The 15,264-nt window shown below is 38.4% G+C and carries 13 protein-coding genes, 1 tRNA gene and 1 riboswitch; of the genes, 9 read left to right on the top strand and 5 right to left on the bottom strand.

The annotated features are described in order from the left end of the window. Positions 1–5: 5 nt before the first annotated feature. Positions 6–1,337 carry a Trk system potassium transporter TrkA gene (gene trkA / locus PLA12_06045; protein HOQ32057.1) on the bottom strand — a complete coding sequence of 444 codons (1,332 nt, stop codon included), beginning with the start codon at positions 1,335–1,337 and terminating at the stop codon, positions 6–8. Between the two features lie 135 nt (positions 1,338–1,472). Between trkA and PLA12_06040 the strand changes: the two genes are divergently transcribed. From PLA12_06040 to PLA12_06025, 4 genes are all read left to right on the top strand, one after another. Then, positions 1,473–2,927, top strand: coding sequence for a heparinase II/III family protein (locus tag PLA12_06040; protein ID HOQ32056.1), 1,455 nt, complete (start codon positions 1,473–1,475; stop codon positions 2,925–2,927). Positions 2,928–3,605: 678 nt separating this feature from the next. Next, entirely contained in the window at positions 3,606–4,295 is a 690-nt protein-coding gene (locus PLA12_06035; protein ID HOQ32055.1) for a 4Fe-4S binding protein, read from the top strand. A gap of 6 nt (positions 4,296–4,301) precedes the next feature. Beyond that, positions 4,302–4,772, top strand: a complete 471-nt coding sequence (gene nrfH, locus PLA12_06030) for a cytochrome c nitrite reductase small subunit (protein HOQ32054.1) — start codon at positions 4,302–4,304, stop codon at positions 4,770–4,772. A gap of 74 nt (positions 4,773–4,846) precedes the next feature. After that, positions 4,847–6,208: an ammonia-forming cytochrome c nitrite reductase subunit c552 gene (locus PLA12_06025; GenBank protein HOQ32053.1), complete on the top strand. Its 1,362-nt coding sequence runs from the start codon at positions 4,847–4,849 to the stop codon at positions 6,206–6,208. A gap of 151 nt (positions 6,209–6,359) precedes the next feature. Here the strand turns inward: PLA12_06025 and PLA12_06020 are convergent, their stop codons facing one another. Beyond that, positions 6,360–7,235: a type II secretion system protein gene (locus PLA12_06020; GenBank protein HOQ32052.1), complete on the bottom strand. Its 876-nt coding sequence runs from the start codon at positions 7,233–7,235 to the stop codon at positions 6,360–6,362. Continuing rightward, positions 7,225–9,333 carry a hypothetical protein gene (locus PLA12_06015; protein HOQ32051.1) on the bottom strand — a complete coding sequence of 703 codons (2,109 nt, stop codon included), beginning with the start codon at positions 9,331–9,333 and terminating at the stop codon, positions 7,225–7,227. The genes PLA12_06020 and PLA12_06015 overlap by 11 nt, the downstream gene beginning before the upstream one ends. A 129-nt stretch (positions 9,334–9,462) precedes the next feature. Further along, a riboswitch (cobalamin riboswitch) is annotated at positions 9,463–9,658 on the bottom strand. A gap of 121 nt (positions 9,659–9,779) precedes the next feature. Between PLA12_06015 and PLA12_06010 the strand changes: the two genes are divergently transcribed. Together PLA12_06010 and PLA12_06005 are read left to right on the top strand one after the other, a co-directional pair. After that, positions 9,780–10,031 carry a hypothetical protein gene (locus PLA12_06010; protein ID HOQ32050.1) on the top strand — a complete coding sequence of 84 codons (252 nt, stop codon included), beginning with the start codon at positions 9,780–9,782 and terminating at the stop codon, positions 10,029–10,031. A gap of 176 nt (positions 10,032–10,207) precedes the next feature. Next, positions 10,208–10,651, top strand: a complete 444-nt coding sequence (locus tag PLA12_06005; GenBank protein HOQ32049.1) for a hypothetical protein — start codon at positions 10,208–10,210, stop codon at positions 10,649–10,651. Between the two features lie 182 nt (positions 10,652–10,833). Here the strand turns inward: PLA12_06005 and PLA12_06000 are convergent, their stop codons facing one another. Continuing rightward, positions 10,834–11,958, bottom strand: a complete 1,125-nt coding sequence (locus PLA12_06000) for a hypothetical protein (GenBank protein ID HOQ32048.1) — start codon at positions 11,956–11,958, stop codon at positions 10,834–10,836. 398 nt (positions 11,959–12,356) lie between these two features. Between PLA12_06000 and PLA12_05995 the strand changes: the two genes are divergently transcribed. The 3 genes from PLA12_05995 to PLA12_05985 all read left to right on the top strand — a co-directional run bounded on the left by PLA12_05995 (position 12,357) and on the right by PLA12_05985 (position 14,703). Continuing rightward, positions 12,357–12,433: transfer RNA gene (locus PLA12_05995), tRNA-Met, on the top strand. A 188-nt stretch (positions 12,434–12,621) separates the two neighbouring features. After that, positions 12,622–13,722, top strand: coding sequence for a hypothetical protein (locus PLA12_05990; protein HOQ32047.1), 1,101 nt, complete (start codon positions 12,622–12,624; stop codon positions 13,720–13,722). A 57-nt stretch (positions 13,723–13,779) separates the two neighbouring features. After that, on the top strand, positions 13,780–14,703 hold the full coding sequence (locus PLA12_05985; protein ID HOQ32046.1) for a hypothetical protein: 924 nt from the start codon (positions 13,780–13,782) through the stop codon (positions 14,701–14,703). 280 nt (positions 14,704–14,983) lie between these two features. On the opposite strand, the gene PLA12_05980 is transcribed toward PLA12_05985, so the two are convergent. Further along, a partial coding sequence (locus tag PLA12_05980; GenBank protein ID HOQ32045.1) for a hypothetical protein occupies positions 14,984–15,264 on the bottom strand: 281 nt, incomplete at its 5' end.

Below are 15,264 nucleotides of genomic sequence, written 5' to 3'. Positions count from 1 at the left end.
ATGTATTATTTAAATAATTTGCTCACATCATTAAATTTATCAGCCTTCGTTACAATGACCACTCGATCATCTTCTTTAATTACATCATCTCCCGTCGGGATTATTGCTTGTTCCTCACGAATAATCCCTGCAACAACACAACCTATATCATATCTTATATCTTTAAGAGCACGATTAAGAAACTTGAAAGACTTTTTAATCTCATATTCCGCTATCTCAATGCCCCGAATATTTAATAAATGTTTTACCGTATTCTGATATACAATTCGCAATACCTTATTAAGAAAACTGTAATAAGGTATCACAGAAAAATCTATCCCAAATCGGTCTACTAACTCTCCAAACTGCTTATTATAAATAACACTAACTGCATAAGGAATACCTATATCCTTTGCTAACAAACATGCTACCACATTTCGCTCATCATCATGGGTCGGTGCGATAAACACATCAAAATCCTTCACCGCCATCAATTGAGAACGGTTATCTAATGGGTCATCATTCACAATATCCACTTTATACTTAGAAAGTATCTGGGATAACTCCTCGGCTCTCTTTTTATCCTTTTCAAATAATTTAACCACAGAAACTTTATCTTTCAAAGCACGAATAATCTGAACACTTATAGATGTTCCTCCTAAAATAACAACTCTTTTCTTTTTTTCCCAATCGCCCGCAAACACCTTTACTGCACGAGCCATACTATCATGCTTCCCAAAAATCCCTAAAATATCTCCACTGTTTATCCGTGTTTCTCCTGTAGGAATATCCACCTGCCTCCCTGATTTTATATATCCAATAACTAATTTCTCCTTTATTACCTCCATAATCTCCTTCAAAGTCTTCCCACTTCCCTTAAATTGATTCCAGACCCTCAACTCATAAAATTGAATACGGTCATTTCCATATTCCTCTGAAACCAACAACCCCGGAGATTCAGTAAAATTTGCAATATCCGTTGCAGTTAACTGGTCTGGCGACAAAAAATAATCAATTCCTAATATACTCTCATATAAAATAGAACTGTTAATATAAACCATATCCGAAACCAGAGCGGATACACTTCCCGCCCCAAAATTTTTCGCACAACTACTCGCAATTATATTTGACCTATCATCTCCCAAAGTCGAAATAAACAAGTCACATCCCGCACTTAATAATCCCTGTAATAATGAGGGGTCTTGTGCGTTACCTAATTGGGAAGTGACATCTGACAATCCGGCTAAATTATCAAGAGCCGATTTATCATAATCCACTATTGTTATTTCATTATCTTTATAAAGCATTTCCGCCAATAGCGAACCTGCTCTGCCTGCACCTGCAATAACAATCTTCATATTTTTTATTCCAATATATGAATGTTATACATTAAAATACTATTACGCCTTACCTCTATCGCTCATTACTCGTTTTATGTATTTGAAGTGATATTATATCACTAACGCAAGTCGTGAAATAAAAAGGAAAGGGATATGAGAAACATATTATCATTCAAAAACAAGCAAAATTTAATATTTCTATTTGTTACTGTTTTGTCACTATGCATTTCAGCATTTCCAGAAGAGGAATACAAAACTATTTTAGGGTTAGATATAGATTTCACTAAAGTTCCATTAAATACCTCTCATGATAAACTCATCAAAGAAAGACTATCCGTAGATAAAATAGCACTGGCACAAACAGAAAGCGGGAAAGCAGGTATCCAATGGGCAAAGGACCTCCTTAAAGAACAAACAACAATTCCTATAACAAATTATACCCTTTATCGAGAATTTCAAAGGACAGGAGACCGAAAAAAATATGAAAAACCTTATTTCCTAAAAAGGTCTATGCTTTCCGCAGCTACATTACTTATTTATTTTGAAAACGATGATTCCTTGCTTCCCCTTCTTAACGACCTAATCTGGAACATCTGTGAAGAATCTTCGTGGGTACTTCCTGCCCATGAACGGCGAGAAAAATATACTTATGTTGACCTTTTTTCAGCCGAAACCGCTACACAATTAGCCCATACATTACTTTTTTTAGAAGACAAACTTCCCGATGAAATAAAAAAAAGAATCCGTTACGAAGTTAAAAAAAGAGTTATGCAACCTTATCTTTTTTATTCTGAAGAAAAATATGGATGGGTTCAAGGACGAAATAACTGGACAGGTGTCTGTGCCGGGTCTATCGGTGAATGCTTTATCATACTGGAAGACAACGAACAAATCTTGCGTAAAGCCATTGCCCTCGTTACAAATCAATTAGCCCGCTTTTTGAAAAACGGTTTCGCAGAAGATGGCGGTTGTTTGGAAGGTATTTCCTACTGGAATTACGGGCTAACCCATTATGTAAGTTTTGGAGAATTGCTTTATGAAGCAACCGAAGGGAATGTGAATATTATGCAAAACCCTCGCCTTTATCAGATAGCATTCTATCCTTATGTCGTTTACTTAGGAAACGGACAATTCGCCAGTTTCTCTGATGCCCCTTCCCAATTTTACCCCCATGCATTTATTGTTCACCGATTAGCAGAAAGGTTTTCTGCATACGACCGACTTTCCTCTACATCTCATCCTTTTATTTACCATAAATTGGCTGAAAGACTTAATATAAACTACCTTCATGCACTTGCCAATCCTTCTCCAAATCATTGGCTCTTTGGAGATATTATTCGCAATATTCTTTGGTCATACCCATACGAACAACAACAAAACACAGAAATACCCATCGAAAGCACCTGTCTACCTCAATCCGGTATTGCTCGGTTAGTTTCAAAAGATAACCATGAGAATACACATATTGTTATCTGTAAAGCAGGTTCAAATAATGAACCTCACAATCATAATGATATTGGAAGCTTCGTTTATGCTATCAATAACACAATTTTCCTTACCGACCCCGGTGCGGGACTTTACTCACGAGAATATTTCAGTATAAAATGATACGAAAACATCTTTACCAACTCCTACGGACATAGCCTTCCCGTTATTGGAGGAAAACTCCAAAGCACCGGTGAAAAATACAAAGGAAAACTTACATATAACGAACCTAACAAAGCCATTATAAACTTCCATGAGGCATACGATATCCCTACCTTAAAAAAAGCCCAACGAACCCTTTTACTTGACGAAAATGGATTAAAAATTACCGATGATTTTGAATTTTCAAATCAAGGAGAAGAAATTGAAGAAGCACTCATAACCTGGTTACCCGTATCTATACAAGGTAACGCTGCCATTATCGAAAGCAACGAAGGGAAAATTTCAATCACCCCTTCTCACGGCACTTTTGAAGTAGAATCCCTTAAAAAACAATGTGAAGAGAACAACCGTAACGGCGAACTTTCCCGCATAAAACTAAAACTTCCCGCACAAAATAAAACCCAAATTACATTCCACATAACTTTCACAAAATAAAAACCTCCTAATTTTCTGTATTTTCAGTATAGTCTAACTTGTCTAATGAGTCTTACCTGTTTCTATCTTATCCAACGATTTCGCTTTGTCTGCTTTATTTTTAATTCTCGCAATTAAATCTCTATTTTTATCTTTATTTCATTTCGCTTGACTTCATTAACTGTAATGTTTATGATAAAGCTATAAAATCGTAAGGAGTAGCCCGTGATTAAGCGAAAAATTATTTCCATCGATTCCGAAAAATGTAACGGTTGTGGATTGTGTGTTAATGCCTGTGCTGAAGGTGCCATAAAACTCGTTAACGGCAAAGCACAACTCGTCTCTGATGTCTATTGTGACGGATTAGGTGCCTGTCTACCTCATTGTCCAACAGGTGCTCTCTCCATAGTAGAACGAGAAGCCGAACCTTTCGATGAAGAATTGGTCAAATTACAGCAAAGTATTAAAGAACCTAAGGCACCTGTTCACACATGCCCGAGTATACATTTCAAACCCGACTCCACTAAAAAAGGTGCCCTTTCCCACTGGCCTATCCAGATACGACTTGTCCCTCCAATGGCTCATTACTTTCAAAACACAAAACTTCTGGTAGTCGCTGATTGCGTCCCCATTGCATATCAAAACTTTCATAACGATTTTCTTCAAGACCATATCGTCCTTGTTGGCTGTCCCAAATTCGACCCCAAAGAACAGTATGTTCAGAAATTTGCTGAAATTTTTCTAAATAATGATATTAAAAGTGTTACTATTCCTGTTATGGAAGTCCCATGCTGTCAGGCACTACCCAACATTGTGCTTGCAGGATTGCAATACTCAGGGAAAAATATCCCTGTTGAAAAAATTATAATCTCAATTCAGGGTGAAGTATTAAGCAAACAATTAATGAACGGGTAAAAATTAATGAGGCAAAAAATAAACAAATCAGGTTTTTCTTATCTAATACCTGTTTGTATATGCTTTGGGATTTTTATCGGAATAGGTTCGTTCACTTTTTATTACGCTCGGGGATATTCCTATCTTACAGATGACCCCAATGCCTGTGCCAATTGCCATGTAATGAAAGATTTTCTCGATTCCTGGCAAAAATCGAGTCATCACTCTGTTGCGGTTTGCAATGATTGCCATACAGGACATACCTTATTTTCAAAATATTATGTCAAGGGATTAAACGGCTATCACCATTCCACTGCATTCACTCTGGGTAATTTTCATGAACCTATCCATATTAAGGAATTTAATCGAAAAGTAACAGAAGGTAACTGCCGATATTGCCATCAAGATATTGTTCAAAATATTGATTCCAATATTGCTCATCGTGAGCCATTACAATGCTTAAACTGTCATTTCAATGTAGGTCATTTCAATTATTAATAGAAAGGAAAAGGATTATGGCAAAAAAATTCAAAAGTAATGAGGGGACATCCTTAATTACCGGAATTATCCTTATGCTGGTAGTTGCTGCTGCCACATTTGCAGTAACGGCGTTGCTCATCAATATTTTTGAGAAGCAACAAGAAGCAAAAAATCCTTTCTTTCGCGTTGTCGAAATCAATGATGATACAGAAGACCCAGAAATCTGGGGAAAAAATTTCCCAATCCAATATGACCTATACAAACGAACTGTTGATATGGTCCGCACAAAATACGGTGGCAGTGAGGCATTGCCCCATACTCCTACCGAAAAAGACCCGCGTTTTGTAGTCAGTCAATCGAAGATAGAACTTGACCCTCGATTAAAACGAATGTGGGCGGGGTATGCCTTTGCCATTGATTTTCGTGAAGAACGGGGACATGCCTATATGCTTGATGACCAAACCTTCACAGGCAGACAACAAAAACCTCAATTCGGCGTTTGTGCCCATTGTCATGCCTCTATTTATGTTCCATATAAAAAATTAGGTGATGGCGATATAATTAAAGGCTTTGAAAAAATGAACCCCATGCCTTATATGGAAGCAAGAAAACTATTACAGCATCCCGTTGCCTGTATTGATTGCCATGACCCTAACACCATGCAATTACGAATAACCCGTCCCGCTTTCCTTGAAGGAATTAAAACATATAAAGAGTTTCAGGGGATAAAAGACTATAACCCGAACACGATGGCAACCCGTCAGGAAATGCGAACTTATGTCTGTGCCCAATGCCATGTCGAATACTACTTCAAAGGCGATGAAAAACGCCTCACCTACCCTTGGCATAAAGGTTTAGAAGCAGATAATATCCTTGCCTACTACGATGAAATTAACTACAAAGATTGGGCTCATGCAGAGACAAACGCACCTATGCTTAAAGCACAACATCCTGAATTTGAAATGTGGAGCCAGGGCATTCATGCCCGTTCTGGTGTTGCCTGTGCAGACTGCCACATGCCCTATACCCGTGTTGGAGCCTTGAAAGTAAGTGACCACCATGTCCGCAGTCCTCTATTAAACATCAACCGTGCTTGTCAGACCTGCCATCATTTCTCCGAAGAAGAACTCAAAGCCCGCGTTGAACGAATTCAGGATAAAACCGCAGAAATGAAAGATATGGCTATGGACTCCCTTGTAGCCCTTATTGACGATATTAAACGCATAATGGACGCGGGTATCTCCAATGAAAAAATAGAAGAAGCCCGTCTTTGTCAGCGTAGAGCATCCTTCTTGATAGACTTTGTCGAAGCAGAGAATTCCACCGGTTTCCATGCCGACCAGGAAGCTGCTCGTATTCTATTCAAAGCCATGGACCACTTACGCAAAGGTCAGGTTGCCCTTAAAGACGCTATCACTCTACACCAAGCTTACGGAAACACTACAACAAACTAACCTGCACAACAATACCTAGATTTTTGTATTAGAATAGTTCTATACATAACTGTTTTCACTATTTTATTCTTACTTAACTTCTTTTTCCTACACATTTTTTTTCATTTTGCAAGCCTTATTTGTCTCATTTGTCCTATCCGTCCCATTTGTCTCATTTATCTTCTTCTAAAGCAACCCTCTTCTTCCAATCGAAGTAGTAGTTATTTTTAGGACCAAACCAGCCAACATTCCATGCACGATTCACGGCACCATAAACATTTTCTTCCGTTGCCCATTCCAACCGTTCAGAAGTAATATGTCCATCACACCAGAGCACATTTACTCTCCCCCAATGCCGAAAATGTAACGATGGTGACATATACACCCCTTCCTGCCCTCGTGGATAATTTACCGAAACCATCAAAGGCGGTTCCACAAAACTATATTCAACAATATATCCATTCTGAGGCATACCACTATCTGCAAACATAATCGTCTCCGGCGGATTTTCAATCATCCGTTCATGCATCCCCGATTTACAAGCCTTTACAGGGTCATTCTCAACACTCAACATCGAACCTACATAAGCCATGTTATAGCCATATCCTCCCGAACCCGATTCAAACGCATTAGGCACTTCCCCCAAACTCCGATACTCAAAAAATTCTGGACATTCTTTTATTCTTCCTTCGGGCACATACTCAAACAACGGTCCTTTACGAAAATTAAACGGAGTATCAGGATTTGGAGTATCGCGTTTCCCATGCCATCTACATCTACCCCCGAAATGGTCCGGTTCCGAGCCCGGCAACAAAAAATCATACATATCCGATGCTGCCGGCACATAATATCCATTATTCTCCGATGCATACATTGTATTAGCAAGATATAACTGCCTCAAATTATTTACACATGAAACACTTCTTCCCTGTGCTCGTGCCCTTGATAAGGCAGGTAAAAGTATCATCGCCAGAATACTAATTATTGCAATAACCACCAGCAATTCTATTAGCGTAAACCCTCTATTTCTCCGTCCCTCAAAAAACATTCCAATTCCCCTTTACTCTCTGATATTTAAGTAAAGATACCCCCATAACAATCAATAATAAAATCAAAAAGAAACTACCTACAACAGGAAGCGTTTTTACCTCAAACTCAAAATCCCGACATATTAACTCATTAGAATGATGTTCATCATCATAAATACACACCTCCACATTAGCAGTTCCGCCTTCAGATATAGGTTTTATAACAAAAAATACTCTCCCTTCAGAAATAGCAATCTGATGACCTATAACAGCAGGCAAAGCATCCGGTGTAACTATCGTTCCTCCCGTAACATCCACCGTAACCGTACCTGTCTGTACAGGGTTTCCATACATATCCCTGCTCTCATCAGAAATAAAACTACAATACTGTCCCCCTTCGCCCATGTTCCATAAATTCGCAATATAAGCCAGTGGTCCCGGTAAAACATCAATAGATATCTCACCCCGTATAGTATTATCAAAACTCTGAACCTGGATTTTCCCCTTTCCTGCTATTGTCCCTGCATTTACATCTATCCTTAACTTGCCCTCACTGACTGCTATTTGAACACCCTCTGTTGTTGTATCCTCATCGGTATTTAAAATATCCAACAAAAAAGAATTAACCGTAAACAGCGTCCCATCTAAAACCGGATTATCATCTGCACCTCTTATCTCATCACCTGTAATTTCAATAGTTTCCCCATAACCCAATACCCTTGTCAGCGAAATATTTGCCACCAGACGGATATGTCCCTGTCCCGGATTAATATCCCCTTCACCGGCTGTTGAAAAAAATGCAAATACCCCAGGATATCGTGTTTGAAAAATTATCTTATTATTCACAAGGTCACGGTTAATAACATTTACATCCGAATTCACCCATTCCGTTCCATCCCAGCGGTAAACATCTATCTCCGACTCTTGCATCCCGACAATTTGATTCGCATTATAGTGGACTGTCATCTTTGCCCAGGCAACTTGTGCATTTTGAAAATCATCTATAGAAGAGTTTAGTTGAACAAACAGACCACCTTTTATCAAACCATCTATTCCTACTGTGGAGGGATCCGATACAGACTGCAAATCCACATTGCAATTATAAGCCCTTTGCCCTGTTCTTATCCCTGATGATAATAAGGTTATACAAATTGAATCTTCTTGATTGCATGCAGTTCCTAATTCCACACCCGCAGGACTTCCTCCCCAAATATTTGGAATTTCCAAAGGCAAAACTGTGCTTTCGGGGTGGTTCGGGTCTGTTCCTGAAACCCGTATTTCATATTCATCAAGAATTCCATCACTATCTGTATCTATTTCCGGTGCTACATCGGCAAACGCCATAACCTCTGTTGTGTAATAACCATATATAGGGTCAAGGATATTAGGCACTGTCGATACCCGTATAAAATCAAATTCATCAAGACCCGCAGGGTTACCATTTTCATCCACAGCCCAAGCAATATCAAACGCATCTCCACCCCCAGTACCCATATCAATACCCACAGTTAACGGATTATCCGGCCGCAAATAATTATCCTTATAAGGTGTCATCGTCGGATTGGTATCTGCATATCCCCATACAATTTCTTGATTTGTTATTGTTACCACATTCCCTGCAAATGGCGGTGTATTGCTTGTTAGTCCTTGCGGGAAAATATTCCTGCTTAAATTCCTACTACCGGGAATTACATACCATATATCATCTGCTACCCCATTTTTATTCACATCTTTCGATATTTCAATGAGCCCCGGCTCAATAAATTTCCTCCGCATATCCCCTCCAACCCAAAAGGCATTAGAATAAATAATGCAATCCAATCCCATCGGATTACGCGGGTCATCTTTTACAGGAGTATTAAACTTAACAACAATAAAACTTTCCTGAACTGTCCCCGGTGTCCCAATCGAATAAATTCCACTCATGGACGGCAAACTTACACCAAAACCCAATGGCGGTCCTAAAACATCTTGAGGATTAGTAAAACCAACATTTTGATTTACCCCAAAATACGCTACGACCTCATCTGCCCATGGGTCATCGTCCGCATAAGAATATCCAACAATAACACATATAAATACAAAAAATAAACAACTTTTTTTACTGTCAAACATCACATCTATAGCCTTTCAAAATTCGGTTTAGGCTACAGACGGAGGGTTAAACACTGGAAGGGAGGTTCTTCAATCCTTCGTTATTAAGGACTGCCAGACATTAGCCTTCCCGCGAGACCTCAGTCTGTTTGCTCAAATCGGGTAGTAACCGGCAGGTCTTCGGACTTGCAGGCACAAACCTACTTGGCTCGGCTTCCCAGACTTATATCCAGTGCCATGAGGAGCTGTTCGTTCCTGCTCACCGCTGCGGGGCAGTTCTGGCTTCTCACCAGATTCCCTTTTAGCACCCTTCATACTACTTTGGGTGACCGGTTACAGAGCGATTCAATTTTCTTTTAATCTATACTTCTATATTAATAACATAAAAATATTAAAAAAATCAAATATTTAGAACCCATTCACTCTTTTATGGTATATTAATATTATAGGTTGCAAGAGAAGGAGTAAATATGTCGTTTGATTTCAGTAAATATCAATTACCTAAAGAAACCCTTCAAAATGCTATTGGATTATGGACTTTTAGTATTGAAGGAAAAGATGTCTGTTTCTGGGGAAATTTTGAAGAAGTTTTGAAAACTGCAGAACTTTACCTAAAAACAAAAAACTTACAAAATACTACCATTTATTTATTGGATTGTGTTGATTACAGTCGATTGTTTCATGAAGACCATTTATTAAGTTCCTATCTCCAATCTACTTAAAACTATCATTTATCTATTTTTCTCTAAATGATAATAAAAATTAATTATATTATTTTTCTTATTTATAAAATAAAAAATTTTTCTTATCCCGAAAACTTGGCAAAATCAGAAAAAATATGTTATAATTTCAATGATAATGATTGTTTTTATTAAATCATAATAAAAGGATTTATAATATGTTATCATTCATAGATGTTCAATGTCCTCATTGTGGAGCAAAAGGAAAAATTGTTCTTCCACCTTTAGGAACAGTCCTAATTGGTCCCTGTCCGCAATGCAAAGGTATGGTTGCTCTATTTAATGGAACAACTCTTCCATTAGATAGCAAAATAATATTAGAGGGTACTCTTGAAGAGAAGAAAAAACATATAGTAGATGTATTCAATACTTTTATAGAAGAAAAAGTAGACGAGTTCTTTAATCTTAAAAAAGAAGAATCTGATTCAGAATTGGATAATAAAACCGATTCATACCAATCGGAACACAAAATCGAAGAATACAGTCACAAAAAAACGAAAAAAAATAGACCTATCTCACGCGAAGAAATTACAAAATTTAAAGAATCAGAGATTGACCTGCTCGATAATCCTGAAATATTTCGCAAATATTTCAGCAACTAATCATAAAAAAATATCCATGCTTCAGACCATAAAATATATATATCCATTCAATAATTCTATATAAGATTTCACATCGTAGCGTAGTAAGTTTTTATTTACGGGGTTATCAGCTAATTACAAAGTATTAATAAACATTTTAAATCCACCCAGATTTTCTTCTACAAATATTATATCCCATTGCATCAATTTTTGATATGTTCACAGGATACACGATACAGTTCCCATGCAATTGCAGCATTAACCACTCCACTGGATGCTAATGCTGGCACATCATAGCCTGGTATTGGAACACATGCATCCCCAAATGGCCACATGGGGTCAATCCATATCGTGTCTTTGTCCGTAGGAAAATCACGGTCCATATAAGGGGCTATATATACTGCCTTCGCACCTGAAGATTTTGCTCGTTCGAGCATATTTCGGGGTGGATGTTGATAACCAATATGAATTACCACATCCCCCGCAGAATAGACATCCTTCGGTTCGGGAATATAACTGAAACCTGCATTCCATACATCAGACTTAAATAAACCACCTATGGCTGTCTTACCAACTTCATCCGGGAAGAGATGTCCCATACTATACATTATAAGGGTCCGACCTTCCTTCTTTGCTTCGGCAACCCATGCACCTACCGTGTCAAAGTCTGTGCGATGTTGTGCCTCACAACGCCGTAGCATTGCAGAAATGCGGGTTGCATACTCTTTAGCCAGGACACCCTGCGAAATGGGTGGAACTTCATGGGTATCATGCCAAAAAATATGATTGTTTTGATATTTCTGTATTCGCGGTATACCGCCATAAAGTCCAATACTTTCAAACAGCACCGGCATTTTTCCCAATCGAGTGCATGCAGAAATTATTTCCCCTGTTAACATCCATGCATAAATCGCCATCGTCATTGTAGGAGAAAGACCATAATCCCGCATCAATAGCGTCGTTACTCCCGAAATGGGCTGAGTAACACCGAATACCACCCAGCATGCTCCTGGGGCTGATGCTTCTTTCGGTACCGTGTGTCCTGCATCTGCAAAAAATAGCACAGCATCTATATCTGTATTAATCTTCTCTGGTAAGGTAGCCGTAAGCATAAGTCCGCCCGCTCGACCTGTTATCTCACTTACCAGCGATGGATTACCACCAGCATAGAGTACCCCTCCTGCTACGATTCTTTTTGCAACCATTTCTCCCGCCTGCACCATCATAGGAATATCCTCCTGTGCATGCTCCAAAGCATTTGCCGCACGCAGTAGATATGAATCAGGCATTGCACCCATCATCACAATTGCTGTTATGATACGAATCATATCTATACCTCCAGAATCTATATATTGTCAATATATTTCCTTAACAATCTGTTGTTAATTCTCGTAAATTCAGTATATCAAAAAGATTCAAACGCTACAATGTTATAAATATTTTCCTAATTTGTGTATTATCCCCCATTACAGTAATATCGAAACTTCCAAATTTTTCGGTCGGGTGCTAAAAAAACTTCCATAATTATCATGTTAATATCTAAATATGATAAGGTCTTAAAAATTAAAAATATAGTAGATTGTTGTATTGGTATTTTTGAAATATTTCGCAAGTATTTTATGTAACTCATTCCTGCAAATTATTCGTTATATAATTCAGAAAATCAAATTTTTGATTTTATTAAATGTATTATCATATAATGTAATCACTATTAAATATGAAATGACGCGGGGTGGAGCAGTCTGGCAGCTCGTTGGGCTCATAACCCAAAGGTCGCTGGTTCGAATCCAGCCCCCGCTACCAAGTTTGAAGCAAAAACGGTATGCAAACAAAATTGCATGCCGTTTTTCTTTTTTACGAACCATTTTAACCTCAATAACATTCATAGCAAGAAGAGAACAAAAAACACGAAATTGGAAAAGGGCAAAAAACAAAAGATAATATTAATGGAAGGGAATTACATCTTTTCCAAAAATTAAAAGGAACTTATTATGTATTTATTTGTTTCATATATACTGTTACCCCTTAATTTCGTATTATCATCTCCACCGACTTTTCAGGATTTGATGAACCCCGATTTATTTCCAGAGCCTCAATGTGGAATGCTTGTAGAACAAGCAGAGGTAGTTAATGGGACTTTATCGGTCCTAACAACAGGTGCAGAATTTTCACTCCATACAACCGGTGATGGAATTTTCAAACAACGAATAGAACATTCTCGTCCTGTGCTTAATATAAAATTTGAAAATGGGTTCGATGGTATTTCACCAAAAATAACCGTTAATTCACCCGGTAGAGTTTTCGTTTCTTCTGACAGTTTTAATCTTCGTATTAACGGTGATTCTCTTTTTATGTTTCAGGCGTTAAAGCCCCTAACCATTACAGTATCACGCCAGATTGAAGTCGGGTTTTATGCTTCATACAAAGCAAATCATGTAATATTTGATGAATATGGTGGATTTGGATTATTTTATTCCGAGCAGGAATCCGATGATGCGTTCAATCCTTATGGTGAGATAACCGCGAAATATACCCTTCCTACGAATGCTATTTTATGGATAGGTATCTGTCCACCAAAACACTACAATTGGGAGCGTTCCATTAATGATAATGTCGTTTGGCACTGGTCCAATCAGTTGGGTTATCCTCCCGACAATGACTTAATATCCTGGGCAAAAGAAGGAAATATTGTTCTGCTCCAATCGGAAGTTATGCTATGGAAAGATTGGAACCTTGCTTTTATTCCAAGATTAGGTGAATCAGAATTTGCTCGTGTCCGCGAAACCTGCCATCAACACGGATTGAAGTTTATTGTTTATACCAGTCCTTTTTATTTTCTGAAAGGAACCCCTTTTGAATCTCAAGCCATGAACTCATTCGATAACTTCACAGGCTGGCCCCAGGGTGATGCGACAGGAAAAAATATTGACCTATTTCTGGCAGAAATTACACAGGTAATGAAAGAGTATAAACCGGATGGATTATATTTCGATGGGCAATATACAGATAACCCAGCCCCTTTATATATGCTTGCCCGAAAAAGCAGAGAAATATTAGGAGAACAAGGTATTTTAGAATGGCACTCCACATAGGCTCTTGGTAACGGTCAATGTTTCTTCCCTCAAGCCGATGCTTATGTAGATTTTATTATGCGAGGTGAAGGACAGGATTTGCTCTATAAAAATTTCGACTATCTTCGCTATTTTGTTTCATGCTATAACACCAGCAATAGCATCGGCGTCTTATGTACCAATGGACGGAACAAACCCGATGCGGATACTATTCAGCAACTTCTCAATGCGAATGGTCGCCTTCATACCATTGTAAATTGGTTACAAGATAAAGAAATGATAAACCTATTGAAAACACATTACAGAAATAAACTTACCCCTAATCTCTGTAAAGAAATTGAACAACTGGCAGATGAAAGACAGAAAGAAATTCCTAACAACTCTAAAAAAAGAGCCGAAGAAGAAAAAATCTTGCTGCAGAAACCCTCATGGGCAGAACCTATTTTTATTGAAGAATTCGACAGCATACCTGAATGCAAATCGTTTGTTTCTTCACTTAACAACAATACATTTTCTATTCAAAATGGGATAATGTCAATATCCGCACTACCTAACACATACGCATACTTTACCTGCCCATTAAATAAAATCGTACATGGTTTTATTGTTCGCTTTAAACTGGGAACGGACACCGGAATGTCATGGGGTCCTGCGGTTCAAATTCGCTGGGGAAACGGGGCAAGATTGAGAGTTGGCATTCGCAGTGATGGATTAATCCAACTGGATATCGGTGGTGAACAAAAATTATTTAAAGAATTTGATATGAACGAATGGGTTCAACTACGAACCCGTTGGACAGAACATGCAGGAATCATCGAAATATTAAAATCAGACAATCAATGGCAAAGAATTGCCTACTTTAATCATGCTTGTCCTATTCTCACCCCCGCAGAAAATATATCCTTCGGTAAAGTCCCCTACAATGGAGAACCCATTGACTACCCCAACAACGATAATTCTACCATCACTACAAATCAATGGGACAATATTTCCCTGTATTAATTTCCTTAATGACCTATAGGACATAGGTAACAAATCTATATTTTCTTTTCTAATCGTAGATGAACGGCATACCATGCCCCATTGTAGGGCGATTGGCAATCGCCCTCACCCCTTCGTGCCCTTCATATAAAAATTTACTTCGTGTCCTTTGTGGTTAATTCTCTCACCACAAAAAATGCTACTAAAAACGAACAACGGGCAAAAAAAACAGGGCATGCGGGGTTTCTTATCTCCCTGTCTGCCCTGTTTCGTTCAAATACCAACAGTTAAGATAGCTCTACTATTTCCGTTTCTTATCCATTCCGCTCATCAATAAGATAAGAAAACCAAACAACACAAAGTCCATTAAATACTTCCACCATTCATCTTCACCTAATGATTTGCCACCAAAACAACCACATCCTTTGCCTGTTCCTCCTCCTCCTTCACCTTCTCCTTCGTGAGTACCTTCGTGTATACCTTCAGCAACACCTTCGTGGGTACCTTCAGCAACACCTTCGTGGGTACCTTCAACAACGCCTTCGTGGGTACCTTCAACAACGCCTTCGTGGGTTCCTTCAA

Source organism: Candidatus Hydrogenedens sp. (assembly GCA_035378955.1).
Taxonomy (GTDB): Bacteria; Hydrogenedentota; Hydrogenedentia; order Hydrogenedentales; family Hydrogenedentaceae; genus Hydrogenedens.
Note: the sequence above shows the minus strand (reverse complement) of the source record. Positions and strands in the feature narration are given on the sequence as shown.